General features: G+C 61.7%; 22 protein-coding genes. 16 read left to right on the top strand and 6 right to left on the bottom strand.

What is annotated here, in order from left to right; all coding sequences use genetic code 11:
• The first annotated feature begins 396 nt into the window (after positions 1-396).
• The 13 genes from HLH34_RS12395 to HLH34_RS12455 all read left to right on the top strand — a co-directional run bounded on the left by HLH34_RS12395 (position 397) and on the right by HLH34_RS12455 (position 13,593).
• Positions 397-1,563: an HNH endonuclease signature motif containing protein gene (locus HLH34_RS12395; RefSeq protein WP_183119902.1), complete on the top strand. Its 1,167-nt coding sequence runs from the start codon at positions 397-399 to the stop codon at positions 1,561-1,563.
• Positions 1,564-1,890: 327 nt separating this feature from the next.
• Positions 1,891-3,879 (top strand): conjugal transfer protein TraG, encoded by a 1,989-nt coding sequence (locus HLH34_RS12400; RefSeq protein ID WP_183119903.1) that lies wholly within the window; start codon positions 1,891-1,893, stop codon positions 3,877-3,879.
• The gene (locus HLH34_RS12405; RefSeq protein WP_183119904.1) at positions 3,876-4,364 is read left to right on the top strand and encodes a ribbon-helix-helix domain-containing protein; all 489 of its coding nucleotides are present in this window, start codon (positions 3,876-3,878) and stop codon (positions 4,362-4,364) included. The genes HLH34_RS12400 and HLH34_RS12405 overlap by 4 nt, the downstream gene beginning before the upstream one ends.
• Positions 4,361-5,380, top strand: a complete 1,020-nt coding sequence (gene trbB / locus HLH34_RS12410) for a P-type conjugative transfer ATPase TrbB (protein ID WP_183119905.1) — start codon at positions 4,361-4,363, stop codon at positions 5,378-5,380. The genes HLH34_RS12405 and trbB overlap by 4 nt, the downstream gene beginning before the upstream one ends.
• Complete coding sequence (locus tag HLH34_RS12415) at positions 5,377-5,712, top strand: TrbC/VirB2 family protein (RefSeq protein WP_183119906.1); 336 nt, start codon at positions 5,377-5,379, stop codon at positions 5,710-5,712. The genes trbB and HLH34_RS12415 overlap by 4 nt, the downstream gene beginning before the upstream one ends.
• On the top strand, positions 5,709-5,981 hold the full coding sequence (locus tag HLH34_RS12420; protein WP_183119907.1) for a VirB3 family type IV secretion system protein: 273 nt from the start codon (positions 5,709-5,711) through the stop codon (positions 5,979-5,981). Before HLH34_RS12415 ends, HLH34_RS12420 begins: the two co-directional genes overlap by 4 nt.
• A gap of 2 nt (positions 5,982-5,983) precedes the next feature.
• Positions 5,984-8,434: a conjugal transfer protein TrbE gene (gene trbE / locus HLH34_RS12425; protein WP_183119908.1), complete on the top strand. Its 2,451-nt coding sequence runs from the start codon at positions 5,984-5,986 to the stop codon at positions 8,432-8,434.
• Entirely contained in the window at positions 8,431-9,180 is a 750-nt protein-coding gene (gene trbJ, locus HLH34_RS12430) for a P-type conjugative transfer protein TrbJ (RefSeq protein WP_183119909.1), read from the top strand. The genes trbE and trbJ overlap by 4 nt, the downstream gene beginning before the upstream one ends.
• Entirely contained in the window at positions 9,177-10,526 is a 1,350-nt protein-coding gene (gene trbL / locus HLH34_RS12435) for a P-type conjugative transfer protein TrbL (protein WP_183119910.1), read from the top strand. The genes trbJ and trbL overlap by 4 nt, the downstream gene beginning before the upstream one ends.
• The gene (gene trbF, locus HLH34_RS12440; RefSeq protein ID WP_183119911.1) at positions 10,523-11,221 is read left to right on the top strand and encodes a conjugal transfer protein TrbF; all 699 of its coding nucleotides are present in this window, start codon (positions 10,523-10,525) and stop codon (positions 11,219-11,221) included. Before trbL ends, trbF begins: the two co-directional genes overlap by 4 nt.
• Positions 11,218-12,201 carry a P-type conjugative transfer protein TrbG gene (trbG, locus tag HLH34_RS12445; RefSeq protein WP_183119912.1) on the top strand — a complete coding sequence of 328 codons (984 nt, stop codon included), beginning with the start codon at positions 11,218-11,220 and terminating at the stop codon, positions 12,199-12,201. Before trbF ends, trbG begins: the two co-directional genes overlap by 4 nt.
• Entirely contained in the window at positions 12,194-13,375 is a 1,182-nt protein-coding gene (locus HLH34_RS19655; RefSeq protein ID WP_264784342.1) for a TrbI/VirB10 family protein, read from the top strand. Before trbG ends, HLH34_RS19655 begins: the two co-directional genes overlap by 8 nt.
• Positions 13,376-13,377: 2 nt before the next feature.
• Positions 13,378-13,593, top strand: a complete 216-nt coding sequence (locus HLH34_RS12455) for a DUF2274 domain-containing protein (protein ID WP_183119914.1) — start codon at positions 13,378-13,380, stop codon at positions 13,591-13,593.
• Between the two features lie 35 nt (positions 13,594-13,628).
• Here the strand turns inward: HLH34_RS12455 and HLH34_RS12460 are convergent.
• From HLH34_RS12460 to HLH34_RS12475, 4 genes are all read right to left on the bottom strand, one after another.
• A protein-coding gene (locus HLH34_RS12460; RefSeq protein WP_244959917.1) for an IS5 family transposase occupies positions 13,629-14,395 on the bottom strand; the annotation gives its coding sequence in 2 pieces (ribosomal slippage) (positions 13,629-14,050 and positions 14,050-14,395; 768 coding nt in all).
• A 101-nt stretch (positions 14,396-14,496) separates the two neighbouring features.
• Positions 14,497-15,411, bottom strand: coding sequence for a LysR family transcriptional regulator (locus tag HLH34_RS12465; RefSeq protein ID WP_183119915.1), 915 nt, complete (start codon positions 15,409-15,411; stop codon positions 14,497-14,499).
• A gap of 275 nt (positions 15,412-15,686) precedes the next feature.
• Entirely contained in the window at positions 15,687-16,088 is a 402-nt protein-coding gene (locus tag HLH34_RS12470) for a carboxymuconolactone decarboxylase family protein (RefSeq protein WP_183119916.1), read from the bottom strand.
• Positions 16,085-17,509, bottom strand: coding sequence for an aldehyde dehydrogenase family protein (locus tag HLH34_RS12475; RefSeq protein WP_183119917.1), 1,425 nt, complete (start codon positions 17,507-17,509; stop codon positions 16,085-16,087). The genes HLH34_RS12470 and HLH34_RS12475 overlap by 4 nt, the downstream gene beginning before the upstream one ends.
• A gap of 119 nt (positions 17,510-17,628) precedes the next feature.
• On the opposite strand from HLH34_RS12475, the gene HLH34_RS12480 reads away from it, so the two are divergent.
• The gene (locus HLH34_RS12480) at positions 17,629-18,549 is read left to right on the top strand and encodes a LysR family transcriptional regulator (protein ID WP_264784344.1); all 921 of its coding nucleotides are present in this window, start codon (positions 17,629-17,631) and stop codon (positions 18,547-18,549) included.
• Positions 18,550-18,558: 9 nt separating this feature from the next.
• Here HLH34_RS12480 and HLH34_RS12485 read toward each other — a convergent pair whose 3' ends face one another.
• Positions 18,559-19,023, bottom strand: a complete 465-nt coding sequence (locus HLH34_RS12485; protein WP_220792162.1) for an RrF2 family transcriptional regulator — start codon at positions 19,021-19,023, stop codon at positions 18,559-18,561.
• A gap of 78 nt (positions 19,024-19,101) precedes the next feature.
• On the opposite strand from HLH34_RS12485, the gene HLH34_RS12490 reads away from it, so the two are divergent.
• Positions 19,102-19,575: a nuclear transport factor 2 family protein gene (locus tag HLH34_RS12490; protein WP_183119919.1), complete on the top strand. Its 474-nt coding sequence runs from the start codon at positions 19,102-19,104 to the stop codon at positions 19,573-19,575.
• A 10-nt stretch (positions 19,576-19,585) separates the two neighbouring features.
• Positions 19,586-20,512, top strand: a complete 927-nt coding sequence (locus HLH34_RS12495; RefSeq protein ID WP_183119920.1) for an NADP-dependent oxidoreductase — start codon at positions 19,586-19,588, stop codon at positions 20,510-20,512.
• Positions 20,513-21,353: 841 nt separating this feature from the next.
• On the opposite strand, the gene HLH34_RS12500 is transcribed toward HLH34_RS12495, so the two are convergent.
• Positions 21,354-21,938, bottom strand: coding sequence for a hypothetical protein (locus HLH34_RS12500; protein ID WP_183119921.1), 585 nt, complete (start codon positions 21,936-21,938; stop codon positions 21,354-21,356).
• Positions 21,939-21,943: the final 5 nt, after the last annotated feature.

The raw sequence follows: 21,943 nt of genomic DNA on the forward strand, positions 1-21,943 counted from the left end.
CACCGCCAAGGCCGGTCTCCAGTTCCGCTTCGCTCCACCTCCGACCGACCTTGGCGACGGAGGTGCTTATGCACTAACAGTCACAGCGGACTACCCGGTGGGGGCTGCTCACTCCGCGACCGGCTTTTACGACCCCGAACGCATATGTCGTGCTTTCTCGTGCGCCTTCGGTCAGTGCCGCGGGCGATGCGGCGCAACGTGGTTAAAGTGGAACGATCTTCCTGGCTCAAAGGCTGTTGCCAGGAAACGGGTAGTATGGATTCGGTCTTGCAGCAGTCCCAGCTTCGTCCATATGTTGATATTATGTTGAAGAAAAGTGACTCTCTGGTGCTGTGGGGTCGGTAATAGCGCTGGCCCAAACAGCCTTCTTCTCCTTCTTGCGTAACGGTTATATAGATGGCAAAGATAATTGATTTTGTGAACTACGGGGTGCCTTTGGAACTCGCTGAGAGGGCCAAAAGGTTGAATCTAACAAAAGCGAAAATCCAGGCTTTTAGGCGCCCTGAATTGATGCAGATGGGCTTGTCTGAAGAGGACGTAAAATGTCTGAAGGACTGCCTGGTCAGAGTGCCAATTCCGGATGAAACAGTATATTTGTTGCTGGGAAACTCGAATTCCACATGTTGCGTATGTAAGGGGCAAAAGGGCCAAACCTATATCATCCATCATATCAAGCCCTATGCGACATCTCAGGATAATAAATACGAAAATCTCATTGTTCTTTGCCCGTCTTGCCACGATATAGCCCACCATCCAAGCGGATTGACTCTCGGCATCAGCGCTAAAAATTTACGTAAGCGTAAAGCAGATTGGGAAAATGAGGTTGCTCTCGCTAACAGCCATCGTGCCGCGGCTCAATTCAAAATTACTAGCCTCGGCGTAGACTACGCAAATATCACGCGGCTTGAGCAGGCGTGTAGAGGCTTGCTCGGTGAAATCCCCGCATTATCAGGTGCCAAGAATTTGAGGAATTTCGGCGTACGATTTCATGCCGATGGCACAATGAATATTGACGATATCCTGGAAAGGTTATCCAATGGGAGGTTCCTGTTTAATTTTCCAGGCAGTGCGTCTTCGCTGTATTGGATCGAGCTTGTCGAGCAGTTAGGCAGCGTCGTACCCTTTCATGATATCAACGCCGCTGACACAGCCGGCGTCACAGCACTCCATAGTCTGAGCGGCCAATTTGCATTCTACACGGGTTTTTGCCAAGGCGAGCGTGTCCCGGAACCTATCCGGTGGCCTTCCGATCCGATCAATGTTAGTGCGGAACTGGATAATGTAGTAATAAATTTCGCTGTTGATCCGCTTTATTTGCTATCGGCTACGGCGATTAGCAGAATTAGGGAACGAAATCGTTACGCGGTCTATTTCTGGATCCGCTCTGTCGATACTGAGCCGGCCATGACGAAGACTACAATCTCCGCCATCCCACTGCTGATAGCTGCACCTGCAGGCTTTAACGGATTTTCCAATATTCCGTGGATACCGACAAATGAATATGAACGACACATGATGGACAGAGAGTCACGAAAAAAGGATGACGATAATGAATTACTATGAGATCAAATCTCATGACATCGCGGTTGAGAGTGGTAGCTTGACGCGTCTATCCATTATTCGGAAGACTACCGAAGCCGCCCGGATTGCTCTTGGTTAACCGTGAACTGCCGAGTGAGTGAATGCTGGCTCTTCGCCCTTGACCGTCCGAATGTGGACCCTCGCCTCTTCAACTCGGTGATTCGAAAAATTTGATGGCCCTGATTGGATCATCGATCCCGCCATCTCCCGCTAATCCTGCGCATGCCTACGAAGCCTGTCGATTGTTGTTGCAGCGGCTGAATTCCGGCCTTTCTTATTTGTCCCGTTCTGCGACGACGGACGGGATCGATGACCGGAAGCCGGATTCTCTGGGGCCAGATGCTGGGGGCATTGTTCGCGGTGCTGGCCGGGCTGTGGGGTGCCACCGAATGGACCGCCTGGCGGCTGAGCTTCGCCCCGGCACTGGGCCGGCCCTGGCTCCAGGTGCAGGGGCTGCCGGTCTATCCCCCGCATGCCTTCTTCCCCTGGTGGTTGCATTTCGATCGCTACGCCCCGCGGGTGTTTGCGATCGGCGCCATGATCGCCACATTCGGCGGCATCGGCGCCATGCTGATCGCCCTGCTGGGTTCGCTGCTGCGCGCCCGCCAGGCGGCGATTGTCACCACCTACGGTTCAGCGCGCTGGGCGGTCCGTGACGATCTGCGCCATTCCGGCCTGTTCGAACCTGCCGGCGTGCCGATCGGTCGCGATGGTCGGGAGATCCTGCGCCATGAGGGGCCGGAACATGTGCTGGTGTTCGCCCCCACCCGCTCCGGCAAAGGCGTCGGCCTGGTGGTGCCGACGCTGCTGTCCTGGTGCGACAGCGTCATCGTCCATGACATCAAGGGCGAGAACTGGACCCTGACCGCGGGCTGGCGGGCGCAGTTCTCGCACGCGCTGCTGTTCGATCCCACCGATCCGCGCTCGGCCGCCTACAACCCGCTGCTCGAGGTGCGGCGCGGGATCTGGGAAGTCCGCGACGTGCAGAACATCGCCGACGTGCTGGTCGATCCCGAGGGCGCGCTGGAGCGCCGCAACCATTGGGAGAAGACCAGCCACGCGCTGCTGGTCGGCGCGATCCTGCACGTCCTCTATGCCGAGCCGGACAAGACGCTGGCCGGCGTTGCGACCTTCCTGTCCGACCCGTCGCGCGCGATCGAAAGCACCCTGCGCATCATGATGACCACCCAGCATCGCGGCGCGCAGGGCGTGCATCCGGTGGTCGCCCAGGCGGCGCGCGAGCTGCTGAACAAGTCCGACAACGAGCGCTCCGGCGTGCTGTCGACCGCGATGTCGTTCCTCGGCCTGTATCGCGACCCGGTCGTTGCTGGCGTCACCAGCCGCTGCGACTGGCGCATCGCCGATCTGGTCGAGGCGGAGCGGCCGGTGTCGCTCTATCTGGTGGTACCGCCCTCGGACATCAGCCGCACCAAGCCTTTGATCCGCCTGGTGCTGAATCAGATCGGCCGCCGCCTGACCGAAAAACTCGACAATTCCGCCCGCCGCCACCGCCTGCTGATGATGCTCGACGAGTTCCCAGCCCTGGGGCGTCTCGACTTTTTCGAGAGCGCGCTGGCATTCCAGGCCGGCTACGGCATCCGCGCCTTCCTGATCGCGCAGTCCCTGAACCAGATCCAGAAAGCCTATGGCGAGCACGACGCCATTCTCGACAATTGCCATGTGCGGATCTGCTTCGCGACCAATGACGAGCGCACCGCGCGGCGGATCTCCGATGCACTCGGCACCGCCACCGAATTGCGCAACATGAAGAACTATGCCGGCCACCGGCTGGCCCCGTGGCTGCCGCATCTGATGGTCAGCCGTCAGGAGACGCCGCGCCCGCTGCTGACCCCCGGCGAGGTGATGCAACTGCCGGCCAGCGACGAGATCGTCATGATCGCCGGCCTCCCGCCGATCCGGGCGCGCAAGCTGCGCTACTACGACGATCGCGCCTTCGCCGGACGGGTGCTGTCGCCACCCGTGCTGTCGGCGCAGGGCTACGCCGATCGCCCGCCGGGGCAGGGGGACGATTGGACCGGACTGGCGCCGGTTGCTGCACCCGCAGATAGGGCAACGGATCCCGCCGCGCCCGCGCCGGGCGGCAATGGCGGCCTGCGCCAGGAACCGGAGCTGCCCGCGCATGAGGAATCTGTTCCCGCGCCAGCGCCCGCCAACGAATTCGCCTTCGTCGAAGACGAGCCCGACGACGACGCCCAGCGCGCCCGCTTCGCGCGACAGACCACGCGAACGGCGGCGATGGATCGTGACGACGGGCTCGGGATGGAGATGACACCATGAAATCCCGCTTCAACTGCTATTTCGATCCGAAGCTCGCCGACCGGCTCACCGAGCTGTCGCTGCGCCAGGGGGTGCATCGCTCGCAGATCGTCGAGGCCGCCGTGGCCTCGTTCCTGTCGCCGGACGCGCTGGACCGCCAGGAGGCCGCCTATGTGCGGCGGCTGGACCGGCTATCGCGGCAGTTGGAGCGGATCGAGCGCGATCTGACCATTGCCATCGAAGCGCAGGCGCTGTTCGTGCGCTTCTGGCTGTCGGTCACCGCCCCGCTGGCGCCCAGTCAGCAGGCCGCCGCCAAGGCGCAGGGCGCGCAGCGCTACCAATCCTATATCGAGACGCTCGGTCGCCGCCTGCAACGCGGCGACAGTCTGGTGCGGGAAATCAGTGAGGAAATCTGGCCGGAGCGGCGCCACGCGGCGGCCATGCCGACAGCCGATTTCACGCCGGACGATCCGGACCCTTCCGGCGATGAGGGGGAGACGGCATGACCGGACCTGACCGTTTCTCCGCACAGACCTCTCGCACCGTCCGCATGCTGCGCACCGCGATCGGCCCGGCCGTGGGCGACTATCTCGACGATCCCGACATCGTCGAGGTGATGCTCAATCCCGACGGCAGGATCTGGGTCGACCGTCTCGGCACCGGCCTGGCCGATACCGGCCATCGCCTGTCCCCCGCCGATGGCGAGAGGATCATCCGCCTGGTCGCCTCCCATGTCGGTGCCGAGGTCCATGCGGCCAGCCCCCGCATTTCCGCCGAACTGCCGGAACTGGGCGAGCGGTTCGAGGGCTTGCTGCCACCGGTGGTCACCGCGCCGGCCTTTGCCATCCGCAAGCCGGCGGTCGCGGTGTTCACCCTCGCCGATTACGTCGCGCACGGCATTATGACGGACGCGCAGGCAGCACTGTTGCGCACCGCCGTTCACGAGCGCCGCAACATCCTGATCGCCGGCGGCACCTCCACCGGTAAGACCACGCTCGCCAACGCGCTGCTGGCCGAGATCGCCGGCTCCGGCGACCGGGTGATCGTGATCGAGGACACCCGCGAACTGCGCTGCACCGTGCCCAACGTCGTCGCCATGCGCACCAAGGACGGCGTGGTCACCCTGTCCGACCTGGTGCGCTCGGCCCTGCGGCTGCGCCCGGATCGGATCCCGATCGGCGAGGTGCGCGGCCGCGAGGCGCTCGATCTGCTCAAGGCGTGGGGCACCGGCCATCCCGGCGGCATCGGCACCATCCATGCCGGCTCCGCCAGCGGCGCGCTGCACCGGCTGGAGCAGTTGATCCAGGAAGCGGTGGTCACCGTGCCGCGCGCCCTGATCGCCGAGACCATCGACGTCATCGCCATGCTCACCGGCCGTGGCCGCGGCCGCCGCCTGTCCGGCATCTGGGCCGTCGACGGGCTCGCGCCCGACGGCAGCTACACCCTGACCGTCTTGGGCGAGGCGCCCGGCGAGACCGTCATCCCCTTCATCTCCACATCCTTCCAAGGACCGGCGTCATGATCGCTTCGAGAGTTTATCGTCATCTTTCCCGTCTGCGCATCCTGCCGCTGCTGGTCGGCATCGCCCTGCTTGCCCCCTCGGCGTCCTATGCCGCCGGGTCGAACATGCCGTGGGAGCAGCCGTTGCAGCAGATCCTGGATTCCGTGCAGGGGCCGGTGGCCAAGATCATCGCGGTGCTGATCATCATCGGCACCGGGTTGGGGCTCGCCTTCGGCGAGAGTTCCGGCGGCATGCGACGACTGATCCAGATCGTGTTCGGTCTGTCCATCGCCTTTGCCGCCGCCAGTTTCTTCCTGACCTTCTTCAACTTCGCCGGCGGTGCGCTGGCATGAGCGCACTCGACGACATCCCCGGCTGGTCGGTGCCGCTGCATCGCTCGCTGTCCGAGCCGATCCTGCTCGCCGGCATTCCGCGCGGGGCGGCCATCGCGCTCGGCACCTTCGCCGCCGCCATCGGGCTTGGCCTGCAGCTCTGGCTGGCCGGCATCGCGCTCTACCTGATCGGCCATGCCGCCGCCCTGTTCCTGATCAGGCAGGATCCGCAGTTCGGCGCGGTGTTCGCGTGCCATCTGCGCGTCGCCCGCCACCATCTGGACGTCTGACCATGCTGGATTTGCGCGAATACCGCACCAGGCGGCGGGAACTGGCGGACTATCTGCCTTGGGCCGGGCTGGTCGGCCCCGGCATCGTGTTGAACAAGGACGGCAGCCTGCAACGCACCGCCCGTTTCCGCGGACCGGACCTCGATGCCGCGACGCCCGCCGAGTTGATCGCGGTCACCGCGCGGGTCAACAACGCGCTGCGCCGGTTGGGGGCGGGCTGGGCACTGTTCGTCGAAGCCGCGCGCCATGAGGCGCCCGGCTATCCGAACGGCGATTTCCCCGACCCGCTGTCCTGGCTGGTCGATGAGGAACGCCGCGCCGGCTTCGAGCAGCAGGGCGCGCAGTTCGAGACCACGCAATATCTCACGTTCTGCTATCTCGCCCCGCCCGAGCGCGCGGCCAAAGCCAGCCGGGTGCTGTATGAGCGCGACGGCGAGAGCGGCGTCGACTGGTCGGAGGTGCTGGCAGCCTTCCGCGACGAGACCGATCGCGTGCTCGATCTGCTGGCGACCCTGATGCCGGACTGTGTCTGGCTCGATGACGCCGGCACGCTGGCCTATCTGCATGGCACCATCTCCACCCATGATCATCATCCGGTCGCGGTGCCGGAAATGCCGTTCTATCTCGACGGCCTGCTGCCCGATTGCGACCTGATGCCGGGTATCGCGCCGATGCTCGGGCGCTGCCATTTGCGCACCGTGACCCTGCGCGGCCTGCCGGACAGCACCTGGCCGCTGCTGCTCGACGAGCTGAACCGCTTGCCTCTGGCCAGCCGCTGGGTGGTGCGCTGGCTACCGCTCGACAAGGCCGAGGCGCAGAAGGAACTGGGCAAGAAGCGCCGGCACTGGTGGGCCAAGCGCAAGGGCATCGCCGCCCTGCTACGCGAGGTGATCTGGCAGCAGGAAACCCGGCTGGTTGACAGTGACGCGGAGAACCAGTCCAGGGACGCCGACGCGGCCCTGCAGGAACTGGGCTCGGACGCGGTCAGTTTTGGTTATTTCACCGCCACCGTCACGGTGTGGGACGAACGGGAATCCCAGGTGGCCGAGAAGGTCAAGCACATCGGCCGCGTCGTGCGCGGCAAGGGCTTCGTCGCGGTGGAGGAAACCCTGAACGCCGTCGAGGCGTGGCTGAGCAGCCTGCCGGGTCAATGCTACGCCAATGTCCGCCAACCGCCGGTGTCCTCGCTCAATCTCGTGCATATGCTGCCGCTCTCCGCCGTGTGGGCGGGGCCGGATAGGAATACCCATCTCGACGGGCTGCCGCTGCTGGTCGCGCGCACCGACGGCGCCACGCCGTTCCGGCTGGTGCTGCACCAGGGCGATGTCGGGCACACGCTGATTGTGGGGCCGACCGGGGCGGGCAAGTCGGTATTACTGGCGCTGATTGCACTGCAATTTCGGCGTTATTCCGGCGCGCGCATCGTGCTGTTCGACAAGGGGCGGTCGTCGAAGGTAGCGGTGCTTGCGACCGGCGGCAGCTTTCACGATCTCGCCTTGGGCGACGACACGCGCCATGCCGTGGCCTTCCAGCCGCTGGCCCGGATCGACGATCCGTCCGAGCGCGCCTGGGCGGCGGAGTGGCTCGCCACCTTGCTGACGCAGGAAGGGATCGACCTGACCCCGGACGTGCGCGGCGCGGTGTGGTCGGCGCTGGGCAGTCTGGCGACCGCCCCACGCGTCGAGCGCACGCTGACCGGGTTTTCCGCCCTGCTGCAATCCAACTGGCTCAAGGCGGCGCTGGAACCGTACACGCTGGCCGGTCCGTTCGGGCGCCTGCTCGATGCCGAGCATGAGGAACTGGGCGACGCCAGCATGATGGCGTTCGAGACCGAGGATTTGCTGGGGTCGAAACACGCGGCGCGGGCGGTGCTGCTCTATCTGTTCCATCGCATCGAGCAGGGGCTGGACGGGCGGCCGACCCTGATTGGCGTCGACGAGGCATGGTTCGCGCTCGACGATCCGGTGTTCGCGCCGAAACTACGCGAATGGCCCAAGACCCTACGCCGCAAGAACGCCAGCGTGCTGTTCTCCACCCAGAGCCTGGCCGACATCACCAACTCGGCGGTGGCGCCGGCAGTGATCGAGAGCTGCCTGTCGCGGATCTTCCTGCCCAACGCGCGGGTGATCGAGCCGGAGAGCCGCGCCGCCTACGCGCGGCTGGGACTGAACGCACGGCAGATCGAGACGATCGCCCGCGCGGTGCCGAAACGCGATTACTTGTTCCAGTCCGTCGCCGGGTGCCGGCTGTTCGAGCTGGCGCTGGGGCCGGTGGCGCTCGCCGTGTGCGGCGCCTCGCGCGCCGAGGATCTGATGGCAATCGACCGGGTGCTGGCCGAAGCGGGGCGCGAGCGTTTCGCGGCGGCGTGGCTGCGGGAGCGTAGTCTGCCGTGGGCGTCGGACTTGATCGAGGCCCAATCGATTCATTTCAAGAGTGAAGGAGACGCGACATGAGAAAGTTGCGGTCCCTCGCGGTTGTGATGGCAATCTCGGTCGGCGCGGGAGTGGTTGCGCCGCCGGCCCATGCCCAATGGGCGGTGATCGACAGCGCCAATCTGGGGCAGAACATCCTGACGGCGGCGCGCTCGTTGCAGGAGGTGAACAATCAGATCACCCAGATCCAGCAATTCGTGCAGATGCTGGAGAATCAGGCACGCAATCTGACCAGCCTGCCATTCTCGACGCTGGCGCAGTTGCAGTCGTCGATGACCCAACTCACCGGCCTGATGCAGCAGGCGCAGGTGCTGTCCTACAGCGTGACGCAGCTCCAGCAGCAATTCCAGACCCTGTATCCAACCTATTCGGGCGGCAACGTCACCCAGGCCGGGCTGCTGGCCGACGCGCAGGCGCGCTGGACCGCCTCGGTTGCGAGCTATCAGCACAGCATGGCGGTGCAGAGTCAGATCGTACAGGCCATGCCGGGCGACCAGGCGCAGATCACCGCCCTCATGGGCCAGAGTCGGGGCGCGGTGGGGTCGTTGCAGGCGATCCAGTCCGGCAACCAGTTGCTCGCCTTGCAGGCGCGCCAGATGGCCGCGACCCAGGATCTGCTGGCGGCCTCCGGCCGGGCCAGTGAGGCGGATGCGATGCGCCGCGCGGAAGTGGAAAATGCCGCCCAGGCCGAATGGAAACGATTCTATGGCAATGGTGTCGGCTACACGCCTGATAGCGTCACCGTTTTCACGGGCACGACGCCATGAACACCGATACGGCCGTCATCGATCATTTCCTTGACGTGTTCAGCCGTTATATCGACAGCGGCTTCGGCCTGATCGCGGGCGACGTACATTTTATCGTCGCCGTGCTGATCGGCGTCGATGGCACATTGGCCGCGCTGGTCTGGGCGCTCGGCGAGGAGGACGTGCTGCAGGCCTTCGCCAAGAAGATCCTCTATGTCGGGCTCTTCGCGTTCTTTCTGAACAACTGGAATCACCTCGCTGGTCTGGTGTTCAACAGTTTCGCGGCGCTCGGCCTCAAGGCCACCGGTTCGACACTGAGCTATGCGGATTTCCTGAAACCCGGCCTTCTCGCTCATGCCGGTGTGCAGGGCGCCGACGTGCTGCTGGCGCAGATCCAGCGACTGGCCGGATTTCCGAACGTCTTCTGGCACATCGGCGAGATTCTCGTCATGACCCTGTCCTGGGTGGTGACGCTGATCGCGTTCTTCGTGCTGGCGATCATGCTGTTTCTCGCCATCATCGAATTCAAGCTCACCACGCTGAAGGGCTTCATTCTGGTGCCGTTCGCGCTGTGGCGTGGCACCGCCTTCATCGCGGAGCCGGTGCTGGGGCAGGTGGTCACCTCGGGCGTGCGCATCCTGACCTATGCCGTGGTGACGGGCATCGGCACGCAGCTCTTCACCCAGATCCTGCCGACCGATCCGGCAACGGAATTGTCGATGCAGGATGCCATCACCATTCTGCTCGCCGCCATGACCATCGCGGGGCTGGCCTTTTCCGCCAATCGCATCGCCAGCGGAATCGTCTCCGGTGCGCCACAGCTTGGGCTGGGCGCTGCGGCCGCACCAGCCGGTGTGGCGGCCGGGACGGTCATGCTGGCAGCGACCGGGGCTGGCGCAGTGGCAGGGGCGGCCGTCTCCGGTGTCGGCGCGGCCGCCTCGCTCGCCGGCGGCGCCCGCATGGCCTACACGCTCGGCAGCGCCGCCGAAGGGGGATCAGTCGCCGGTGGTGTCGCCGGAATGGCCCGCGCGGCGGGCGGTGCCGCGAGCGGCGGTCTGCGCGGCATGGCCGAGGAAGCCGTCTCCGCGCTGAAGGAACGCTACGCTGCCGGTCAACGCGGCGCCTGGACCGCAACCGGCGGGGAACCGACGTCCGGCATGGGTGAGGACGCGGCCGGCGAGGGGTTGGGCTCGTCGGCATCCTCTCCATCGTCCCAATCGTCCGATGCGCCGCCGGGCAAATCGCCGCCCGCCTGGGCCGAGCGGCTGCGTGGCCGCACCGTGCGCAATGCCGCCGGCCGCGTCGTTCGCGAAGGCGAGGGCGGTGGTGCCGGCATGAAGCCGAACCTCAAGGGAGATAAGCCATGAGATGGCGACGCAGCGCTGCGCGCTATGGCGACACGCCGGTGCCGGTCACCCCTTATCAACGTGCCGCCCAGCTCTGGGACGAACGCGTCGGCACGGCCCGCGTCCAGGCCGCTAACTGGCGCCTGATGGCCTTCGGCTGCCTGGCGCTGGCGGCGATCGCACTGGGCGACGACATCCGTGCCCGCTCGCGCTCCAGCGTCACGCCGTTCGTGGTGGAAGTGGACCGGCTCGGTGCGGTGCAGGCGGTGGCACCCGCTGCCGCCGAGGTCACGCCGGGCGACCGGCAGATCGCCGCTGCGTTGGGGCGTTTCATCACCGAGCTGCGGTCGCTGTCGATCGACCCCGTGGTGGTGCGTCAGGCGTGGCTGGCCGCGTACGCCCAGATCACCAGCCACGCCAAGCCGGCGCTGGATGCGTTTGCGCAATCCTCCGATCCGTTCGGCTCGATTGGCAAGCGGGCGGTCACCGTCGAGGTGACCAGCGTGGTGCGGGCTTCCGACCGCTCCTTCCGGGTGGAATGGATCGAGCATCCGTTTCAGGACGGCGCGCCGCTGCCGACGCAGCGCTGGTCCGCCATCCTGACCATCGTCATCCAGACGCCGCATACCGAGGCGACGCTGCGGGCCAACCCGCTCGGCATCTATGTCGATGCGATTTCCTGGGCGCGCGAACTCAGCACCGGAGAAACCCCATGATCCGTGCAATCTTTCTGTCCGCCCTTGGCGCCCTGACCCTGTCCGCCTGCGCCGAACGGCCGCCGCGCATCACCTATGACGATCCGCGCCCGGCGCACCTGCTGTCCGACCCGCCGAGGCCGGTGCAGGTGGTGACCGTGCCGGAGCTGCTGCCCTTGCCGGGGCAGTTGAAACCGCTGCCGCCGCGCGGACGCGTGGCCAGCGGACGCGACGCCCGGGACCCGGCCGAACGGGTGCGGGTGGCCAACGCCGCCGCCGCGGTCAATCCGACCCGGGCGGGCTACATCAATGCCATGCAGGTCTTTCCCTATGACGAGGGGGCGCTGTATCAGATCTATGCCGCACCGGTGCATGTCACTGACATCGCGCTGGAGCCGGGCGAAGCGTTGCGTTCGGTCGCCGCTGGCGACACTGTGCAGTGGAAGATCGGCGACACCAGAAGCGGGGCAGGGGCGTCGCAGCAGGCACATGTGCTGATCAAGCCGGTCTCGGCCGATCTGCCGATGAACAATCTCGTCATCCTCACCGACCGACGCACCTATCATCTGGAGGTGCATCCCACCGTCGCGACCTATATGGCCGCAGTGGCCTGGCGCTATCCGCAGGACCAGTTGTTAGCATTGCAGGTTCGCAACGAACAGGCGAGTGCGCAAGCCGACAGCGTCGCCGCCGAGGGCGTCGATCTGGCGGCGCTGCGCTTTCGTTACCGGATCGCGGGGGATAACCCACCCTGGCGGCCGGCACAGGTCTTCGATGACGGCGCCAAGGTCTATATCCAGTTCCCGGCCGGGATCGCCGAGGGCGAAATGCCCCCGCTGTTCGTGGTGGGCACGTCCGGGCAGCGGGGCGAACTGGTCAATTACCGCGTGCGCGGCACCACCATGATCGTCGATCGGCTGTTCGCGATGGCGGAGCTGCGGCTGGGGCAGGGGGCGCAGCAGATGGTGACGATCCTTCGCACGGATGGCGTCCGTGGCTGAGGGCGAAAATCCCGACGGCCGGCACAATGTGCCTCCGCCGCCGCCGAAGGCCGATCCGGCGCAATTCGCCCTGCGCGCGATGCCGCGACGGGTGACGCGCCTGTCGCGCCGAGTGCTGGTGCTTGGCGTGGCGGCATTGGCGATCACCACCACGGGCGCGATATGGTGGGCGCTGACCATGCACGGGATCCAGGTCGCCGGTCCGGAACTCTACAACACCGACACCAAGCCGGGAGACGCGGTGACCGGCCTGCCGGCGGGCTATGCCGGGCTGACCCGACCGCCGCCGAAGCCCGCGTCGCAACCGGTCCTGCCGACATCGATAACTCCCCCGCCGCTGCCGGGCGTGCCGGTCCAGCCCGACGCGGCGGCACAGGAACAGGCGCGGCTGAAGGCGCAGGCGGCGGGGGCCGGGGTGTTCTTCAGCGTGGCGGCGCGGCGGGACGGTGCAGCTTCGCCAGCCGGCATTCCCGGAAATGGAGAACCGCATGACGGGGAGAGCGTCGAGCCCGCGCCCGGTAACCAGGATTGCAAGGAGGCGTTTCTTGCGGGGCGGCCCAATACCGCGGTCTATGCCAGCCAGACGCTGCAGACGCCGCGCTCGCCCTATGAAGTGCTGGCCGGCAGTGTGATCGCCGCTGCCATGGTGACGGGCCTGGATTCCGATCTGCCGGGCCAGGTGATCGCGCAAGTCACAGAGGATGTGCGTGACAGCGTCACCGGCAACACCCTGCTGATCCCGCAGGGGGCGCGGCTGCTGGGCAAATATGACAGCGCCGTCGTCTATGGCCAGCAGCGGATCCTGCTGGTCTGGACCCGGCTGATCATGCCCGACGGCAGTTCGATCGTGCTCGACAACCAGCCGGCGGCGGACCCGCAGGGTTATGCCGGGCTGAAGGACGGGGTCGATTTTCACACCTGGCGGCTGCTGCGCGGCGTCGCGCTGGCAACGCTGCTCAACGCCAGCGGTAGCATGGGCACCGCCGGCGCGGTGTCGGGTAGTGGCAATGTCGTCGTCGCCATGCGCCAGTCCGGCGACAATGCGGCCGAGCAGGCCGGATCGCAGATCGTGTCACGCGATCTGAGCGTCCAGCCGACCCTGACCGTGCGGCCGGGCTTTCCGGTGCGGGTGATCGTGACCAGGGATTTGATTCTCAAGCCGTACAGGAGATGAGCATGGCGAAGCTGCGTCTTGGGCCGCTGCCCGACGAGAAGCCGGTGACCCGGACGGTCCGTCTGCCCTCAGCGCTGGATGCGGAGCTGCGTGCCTACGCGGAGATCCATGCCGCGCAGTTCGGGGTGGTGAGCGTCGAGCGGCTGATCCCGGCGATGCTGGAGCGGTTCATCTGGGCAGATCGCGGGTTTCGGTCGGAGGTAAAAAAGAACAAGTAGAAGGGGAGATGACTGGCTAGGTCGTAGTAACGATTTTATCGGAGTATGATGGCAACGGCTGCGAGGATGACGAAGCCTCGATAGTTTGCGAGTAATTTGTCGTATCGGGTTGCGATGCGCCGGAAATGTTTGATCTTGTTGAAGAAGCGTTCGACGAGATTACGTTCTTTGTAGAGCGCCCGGTCGTAATCTCTTGGCATCTTGCGGTTCGATTTCGGCGGGATGACGGGTTCGGCTTCGATCTGGTCGATCGCGGCGCGCAGGTGATCGGCGTCATATCCCTTGTCGGCCATCACCGCGTCCGGCTCGAACCCTTCGATCAGGGCATGTGCCTGGGTGATGTCATTACGTTGTCCGGGGCTGAACAGCACACGCACCGGATTGCCCAGCGCGTCGGTGGCAACGTGGATTTTGGTGCTCAACCCGCCCCGAGATCGGCCCAGACCTTGGGCATCCACCCCCCTTTTGCGACGCGCGCCCCGGCAGCGTGCTGATGCGCGCGAACGATCGTGCTGTCGATCATCAGCCATTCCAGATCGGCTTCTTTCGTCAGGGCTTCAAGAAAGCCATCCAGCGCGCCACGCTCGATCCAACGGTAATAGCGCCTCTTTACAGTGTCGTAGCTGCCAAACCGCTCAGGAAGATCGCGCCAGCGTCCGCCGGAACGCGCCATCCAGAGCAGGGCGTCCACAAAACGGCGATTGTCGCAACGAGGGCCGCGCTGCCCAGCTCGGCCACCAGGGATCATATCGCGTAGCCGGTCCCACTGATCGTCACGAAGAGCGTCAATATCCTGTGCCATCAAGCCTGATCCTAAAAATCAGTCTTGAATCACATCCAACGCCACGGTGAGAATCCCTCATCCGCAGAAATCGTCACTACGACCTAGTGAATCACGCGTTCTTATAAAAATTCTGATATTTTATTCTTCGTATCGTTGCTAACCTCTTCGAGAAAACGACGTAGGGCGGGATTGGCGTTTTCTGGAAGCCAGACGGCGGTGATGTCTACGGATGCACCTTTTCCTTCTAGCAGACGATACGATACTCCGTCCGATTGAAGATTAATGGCACTTGATTCCATCATGATCGTAATACCAAAACCTTTTTTTACAAGGAATGGTAAGGTCTCTCGGGATACGCGCATTTCGACCATTGTCAACGCGCAGGCGGCCTGGGCGGCTCGTTCTCGAAGAGAATCACTGATCCAGTTATCGCCAAAAGAACGTCGCACGAGGATTTTTTCTTTTGAAATTTCTGGCCATGAGACACGTTCTCGAAGCAGGAGCGGATGTGCGTGAGGTAGGATCACGGCGAGATTTTCTTTCCAGATATGCTCGGTATTAAATGTCAAATCATCGACCGATCCCATGGCAAGTGCAACGTCAAGCATATGACGGCGTAGCCAAATTAATAATTGGGGAACGGATCCCTCATGGAAATTCAATTCTAATTCGGTGGAATCAGCAATTCGTGTGATCGCCCCATCTATCGGATCTGAGGTTGGGGGGGTAAAAAAACCTATATCGAGTCGTCCTCTTTTCCCGATTCTTCTTGCATTTATATCGTGGTGAAGCTGATCGATGTTTCGTCTTATAAAATCGGCTTGCCGAATTATAAGTTCTCCGGCTCCGGTCAATCGGATTCCATGTGTCCCGCGTTCGATCAGGTGGATTCTAAATTGTTCTTCAAGTCGCTGTACTAAGCGTGTCAGACTGGGTTGGCTAAGCCCAACTTGTTGCGCCGCTTGATGAAGATTCAGATTTTGACCTAAAGAGGCGAAGCGAAGCAAATCGTGGAGATGCTTTGCCAGTTTCATGTTGTTGGCGTAATTTTTTCTTCGAGGTTTGATGTTTGCTATCCTCTGCCTAGAGCCCCGAATGAACCCAATGGCGCATTCGCGTCATTCGATCGGTTGAGCGCAAACTGGTCCAAAGTGGCTAGTTTGCCGATCGGCATAAATTGCGTCGGTCAGCGGAATTATGCCGGATCGTAAGGACTATTGTGGATGGTCACCTGTTCAAGGTGGCGAGGTGACTTTGGTCCGCAATTTTCTGGTGCGAGGCTTCGTATGTTCAAGTATTTCTAAGTAATTTATGACATCTCTTGGTCTGGCGCCTCTTTACTATTGCACGTTACGTCTATCAGGGCACGCGCCGCAGTCCAGGCAGCGGGGAAACCGGCATAGGGTGCTGTCTGCACGATGGCTTCTTCGATCTCGGCCTGAGTCAGGCCGTTCGTGAGGCCGATGCGAAAATGGTTTTGCAATTCAGCTGTCTGGCGAAGAGCGACCAGAACGGCGATCGTCACAAGGCTTCGTTGCTTGCGATCCAGCCCACCACGACTCCACACTTTGCCGAAGATGAACTCCAGCGACAGGCCGGCGATGACAGCCTCTGCGCCGATTCCGTGAGCCAGTTCCTGCATTTCTGCCGCTCTGGCCTTCCCCCTCAACTCGGCGTAGACGCGGGCGCCTTCCGCATGCTCCACTCTCATGCCGAAGCCGCGCCCAGGAGGGCCTTCGGCTCCAAATAGGCTTGGAGTCCAAAGACGCCGTACTCGCGGCCGATGCCCGACTGTTTGAACCCGCCGAACGGTACGGTGGGATCGTGTGGTGCGCCGTTGATAACAATACGCCCTGCCTGGATCTGGCCGGCTACTGCCGTCGCCCGATCTAGGTCGGAGGAGATGACATAGGCCTGTAACCCATAGCGCGTGTCGTTGGCGATTGAGATTGCTTCTGCCTCATTCTTATAGGTCAGGATGCACAGCACCGGTCCGAAAATTTCCTCCCTGGCGATTGTCATGTCATTGGTGACGTTGGCGAAGATTGTCGGCCTCACGAAGTAGCCGCCGAGGCCGTCGGGGTGCCCTTCGCCACCGGCGACGATGGTGGCGCCTTCCTCGATGCCGAGCCGAATGTAGTGCTGGACCCGCTCGTACTGAGTCTGACTTACCATTGGCCCAATGGTCGTACCGGCGTCGCGCGGGTTGCCTGCTTTTATTTTTTCAAGGGCGATCTGCGTCTCCGCGAGCGCTTCATCAAGCCGCGAGGCAGGGACGAGGATACGGCTGCCGGCAATGCAGGCCTGGCCACTGTTCGCGAAGCCTGCCTCAAGCGCCAGCGGAATTGCCTTGGCGAAGTCGGCGTCGTCAAGGATCACCGTGGGCGATTTGCCGCCGAGTTCCAAGGTCACGCGCTTCAGGGTGTCGGCGGCGGCACACAAGATCGACTTCCCAACCGCGGTGGAGCCAGTGAATGAGATTTTTGATATGTCAGGATTTGCGGAGATTTCAGCGCCCACCACGTCGCCTCGTCCATTGACGATATTGAACAGGCCGGCAGGCGCGCCTGCCTCATGCAATGCCTCAAGCACGACCTGCGTTTGAGCAGCGCTCATCTCGCTAGGCTTAATGACGGCAGTGCATCCAGCAGCCAGCGCATAGGCAAGCTTGTTGCAAATGAAGCCGGCATTGCTGTTCCAAGGCGTGATCAGCCCGCTCACGCCGACGGGCTCCATTATGAGTTCGGCGGTACCAATCCGTTGAGTCAGATCGAAACCTTCCAGGGTGCGCGCTGCATCCAGGAAGCTGCTTGACGCGTAAGCGGCCATCCAGGTCGATCGAGAGATCGGTGCGCCATACTCAAGAATAATCGCATCCAGCAGAGCGTCCTTCTTGGCCTCCATCGCGTCGTGAAGACGATGCAGAAGGGAAATCCGTTCCGCCTTCGTAGTTCGCGACCATTCCGGAAACGCGCGCTTCGCTGCTGCAATGGCGGCTCTCGTGTCATGCACATCTCCCAGCCTGACGTGGCCGAATACTTCTCCGGTTGTTGGGTTGTGCAAATCGAATAGCTCGGTTCCATGTGGCTCGATGAACTGGCCATCAATGTAGACGTGAGTAATCTCTTGCATCTCAATTTTTCCTGACGGGAGCGACTACGCAAGATATAGGGCTTACGAATGTTCATTATAATCCGTATTATCGTTCATGAAGTGATGCAGGAATCTGGATAATGCGGAAAATCGGAATCGTGGAGCTTGAGGCGGCAATGGCAGTCGCCAGGCGACGAAGTTTCCGCGCGGCGTCCTCTGACCTTGGCGTTTCCCCAACGGCACTTAGCCAGACGATCGCGGGGCTCGAAGCAAGGTTGGGCGTTCGCCTGTTCAACCGGACGACGCGTAGCGTCTCTCCGACACATGCCGGAGAGCAATTCCTCGCGGAAATCGAACCGGCTGTGGGTGTGATCAATCATGCGATGGAGACTGTCAATAACCATCGGGATAGACCTGCCGGCATATTGCGAATCAATAGTTCCGTTGGAGCAGCACGACGTATTCTGTCCCCCATTATTTTGGAGTTTGTGCGTCTTTATCCCGAGATGCAGGTGGATCTCGTGACGGAAGACCGCCCGATCGACATAGTGGCTGAGGGTTTCGATGCGGGCGTGAGACCGGGTGACGCGGTGCCTGGCGATATGATTGCCGTCCATCTGGAGCCAATACAGGGATCCGCCGTGGTTGGGTCGCCAGCTTATTTCGAGGGTAAGGCAGCGCCTGAGACGCCTCAGGACCTGCTGCGCCATACCTGCATTCGTGCGAGGATGCCCAGCGGGAGCATGTATCGCTGGGAGTTCGAGCAGGATGGCCGGATTATCACGCTCGATGTGCCGGGAAGGCTTACCCTTGATGACGCAAGCTTGACGCTGGAGGCTGCGCTGGCTGGGGCGGGCCTAGCCTATTTGGCCGAATGGTGGATCGGTGAGAGCGTTCGTGACGGAAAACTCCGCCGGGTTCTAGATGGCTTTGTTCCCACATCAGCCGGGCTGTGTCTCTATTATCCAAGCCGCCGATTTCAATCCGCCGGATTGCGCGCCTTGATCTCGTTTATCGAAGAAGCGCGTCGCAAGAGGACATCTGACCATGTGGCTTCCATCCGTCGGCGCAGCCGGTAGCGATTATCTTCATTGAGCGCGCGCGGCGTCGAGGGTGCGAAGTTCCGAGAGGGCATCGGCTAACGTACGCTTGCTCAACAGGTCTAATACCGACTCATCGACCTCGTCGGCCAAGTTTCCAAAGAAGCGTTCGACATTGCAGCTGACAAGGCAACGATGGGGGATGTCGCTACGTCCGGTCCACAGCTTCTTGTTCCCCATAGTGACCTTATAGATGTCGCCAAGCGTAATCATGGCCGCGTCGGTGCTTAGACTTACACCCCCATCTCGTCCCATGGTGGAATGAACAAGACCTGCCTGGATCAGGGGGACCAGCAATCGCCTGACAAAGGTCGGGTTGGAGTCAATCCCCTCAGCCAACTGGGCGGAGCTCAATCGTTCGACGCCTGCGGTCTGGGCTAGCGCGAGGCTAAGCATCATCTGCAAGGCCGTTGGGAAACGGACATCGATCATCATCTGCTCCTTGCCGATCAATATGTATCTTTTATCATTGCATATCAAGCGCGAAATATGAACCTATGATAGGATCACTTTTCTTCAAGGAAACTTACCATGTCCGATGAACGTGAAATTCAGCAGTTGATGGCTCGATATGTTCGGGCAGCCGATCACCGAGACGGAGCGGCAATGGCCGAACTCTTCGTGCCAGAAGGCAAGGTGGAGATATTTTATAACAATGCAGGGACGCCCGAGCCGCTTGGCGAGTTGATCGGGTCGGAAGCCGTTGGCGCGGCCGTGGCCACGATGATGAAGCCACATCCGCCGCGTGGATGGAGCCATCACACCACCCATGACCCGATCATCGAAGTGAATGGTGACACCGGGATGCTTGACGCCCAGTTCGTAGTGTTCAACGTCGTTGGTGCGGAAAAGCCTGAAGGGGGTTGGCCGGAAGGAGCCTATGGTGCGCAAGGAACGGTCACCCCGATAGAGACCGGTTATTATCGTCCGATTCTAAAAAAAATCGATGGACATTGGATGATAACGCACCATCGTATCTATCTCGACCTTCCGATGGCCTTCTAGGAGAAGCGACATGAAGGGCGTTTCTTATAAGAGATTCGGCGGATCTGAAGTCCTCGAATACGGCGAATTGCCAGAGCCGAAGCTGTCGCAGAATGCCGTGATTGTCCGCATGATGGCCGCAGCAATCAATCCGGCCGATGTCGCATTGCAGGCCGGCTTTGGTGAGAATTTTATGGAGACATGGTTTCCCGTCGTGCCCGGATGGGACCTCGCCGGAATCGTCGAACGCGTAGGAGCCGGCGTCGTCGAATTCCAGCCGGGCGATGAAGTCATTGCTTATACGCATCAGGAAATCCTGCACAGTGGTACTTATGCGGAACTGGTGAGTGTGCCTGTAGAGCGCTTATGGCGAAAGCCAAGGAATGCTTCATGGGGCGAAGCGGCTGGGCTCCCACTCGCCGGGTTAACGGCCTATCGTGCGGTTGTTGACACCCTGCGTGTATCCGACGCGGATGTCGTTCTCATACTCGGTGCGTCAGGAGCCGTCGGCTCGTTGGCGACACAGTTGGCGGTGGGGTCAGGCGCCACCGTAATTGGAAGTGCCTCTGTCTCACACCAAAACTATGTGACGTCGATCGGAGCGCTACCCATCCAGTACGGCGACGACGTCGCTGAACAGGTTAGAAAGCACGCCCCCGCTGGCGTGACGGCTATCGTGGATTGCGCGGGCCATGGCTCGTTGGCGACAGCTATGGCTGTAGCAATCCCAGGCACGAGAGTCTGTTCGATAGCGGATGGCGGCCCTGGGGTAACAACCGTGTTTGCCCGACCAGATTCCCGAATTCTCGCCCGGCTCGTTGATCTGGCTGAATCCGGGTCACTCAGGGTCACAGTTGCTGCGTTGTTTGCTTTGGCGGACGCCGCGATAGCTCAAGACGCGCTGAAGGCAAGGTCCTACGGGCCTGGAAAGATCGTCCTCGTTCCCGACGTTGCCTAGTGGCATCGATTCTTATCGGATATCACTCGCGGGAAAGAGTCCACATTCACAGCCGGAGCGATGATGGGGGTCTTCCTTGCCTCTCCGGTTGATCGACCAGTGGCCGGATATCCGTGTGGCGGAAGAAGCTTTGCGCGCTGCAAGTGCCCAGATCGACGTGCCATAACGCGTTCATGTTCGATACCCGGCATCGATACCCGAACATGCTCAGGCCGAAAATATTGTTGTTTATGCTATCGTTCGGAATAGAAAGTCATGATGACTGCGTGCCCCCGCAACCATATCAGATAAAAAATTATCAATTAAATCAGTTTGTTGCGGGCGTCCTCTCAAGGGCATATCCCAGAACCGCTGAAGAAATCTCATGGTTTCAACCGGTTGACATAAACAGGTTCAAATCGGGGTCTAAACACCCGCAACCAGATACGTTGAGACCATAGAACCGGCGCTTGTCAGCACGAAGAGCGCTACGGCAGCGAAGCGGTCTCAATGTAAAAGTTCGAATCCCTTCCGATCCGCCGATTGCCCTCCATAGCCCGATATTGCCGCCGATCACCGCATGCCATCGTGCGGTATAGAAGGCCGCCGTCTCCACGCTATTGCCAGACACTTGCGCCCCCGAGCCGGCAGTGCGGCAACTTTCGACCACATCCGGACATTCGCGCATCAAACTTTAAATGGCCGCTTACGACAGCAGTCATTCGGGTCGCGCCGAGCGGACAACCTGCCTCGCGCCCGATCTCGGCCGCATCTCGTTTGAAGCGTATACCCCGGAACCCGTCATCCGTTCACGATATGTAGCGGATGGCCACGATGTCCGAGTTGCGGAGTTTCAGCGTGTTCACGTATCATCCGTGCTCTCCAGGCCTTCTATCTCCTTCTGCAAATCTGTGCGGAGCGCAGAGGCCAAGTCTAAAAAAGCCTCCAGCTTTTCGACACGTCGCTTCAAGTCTCGAACTTGCCGTTCCTTACCCTGCATGCTTTCATTCAATCGGCTGTCCAGAAAATCGCTGATCTGAACATCGAAATCTAACCCTAATCCGGCTTTGGAGGCCGCATCTGCCCACTCTAAAGCATCGTCACCAGCATGCTCAGAGGCTTTGTCGATCCCTATATTTATCAACATCCGCGCGATGACATCGCAATTTTCTGCGAAGTTCAACCACCTCTTCGTTTCCTCATTCGCTTTCCCTACGGTGTTCGGGATCATGCGGCGGTAGAAGAGATTTTCACCCTCAGGGTTGAGTGTTCGTAACGTTTCAAGGATCGGAGCAAGCTCCTGAAATGGCTTCGAGGTGCTTGTCAGCGAAGCCCGATGCGCCCAGAGGTCAAGAATGGCAGTGGTGCATCTTTCTTTTGCAGCGTTGCTTGCGGCAGCATCTACCGTTTCGCAGTCAGTTATTAGCTCCGCGATGTGGTGCGCCATCCAGT

Source organism: Gluconacetobacter azotocaptans (genome assembly GCF_014174355.1).
Lineage (GTDB): Bacteria > Pseudomonadota > Alphaproteobacteria > Acetobacterales > Acetobacteraceae > Gluconacetobacter > Gluconacetobacter azotocaptans.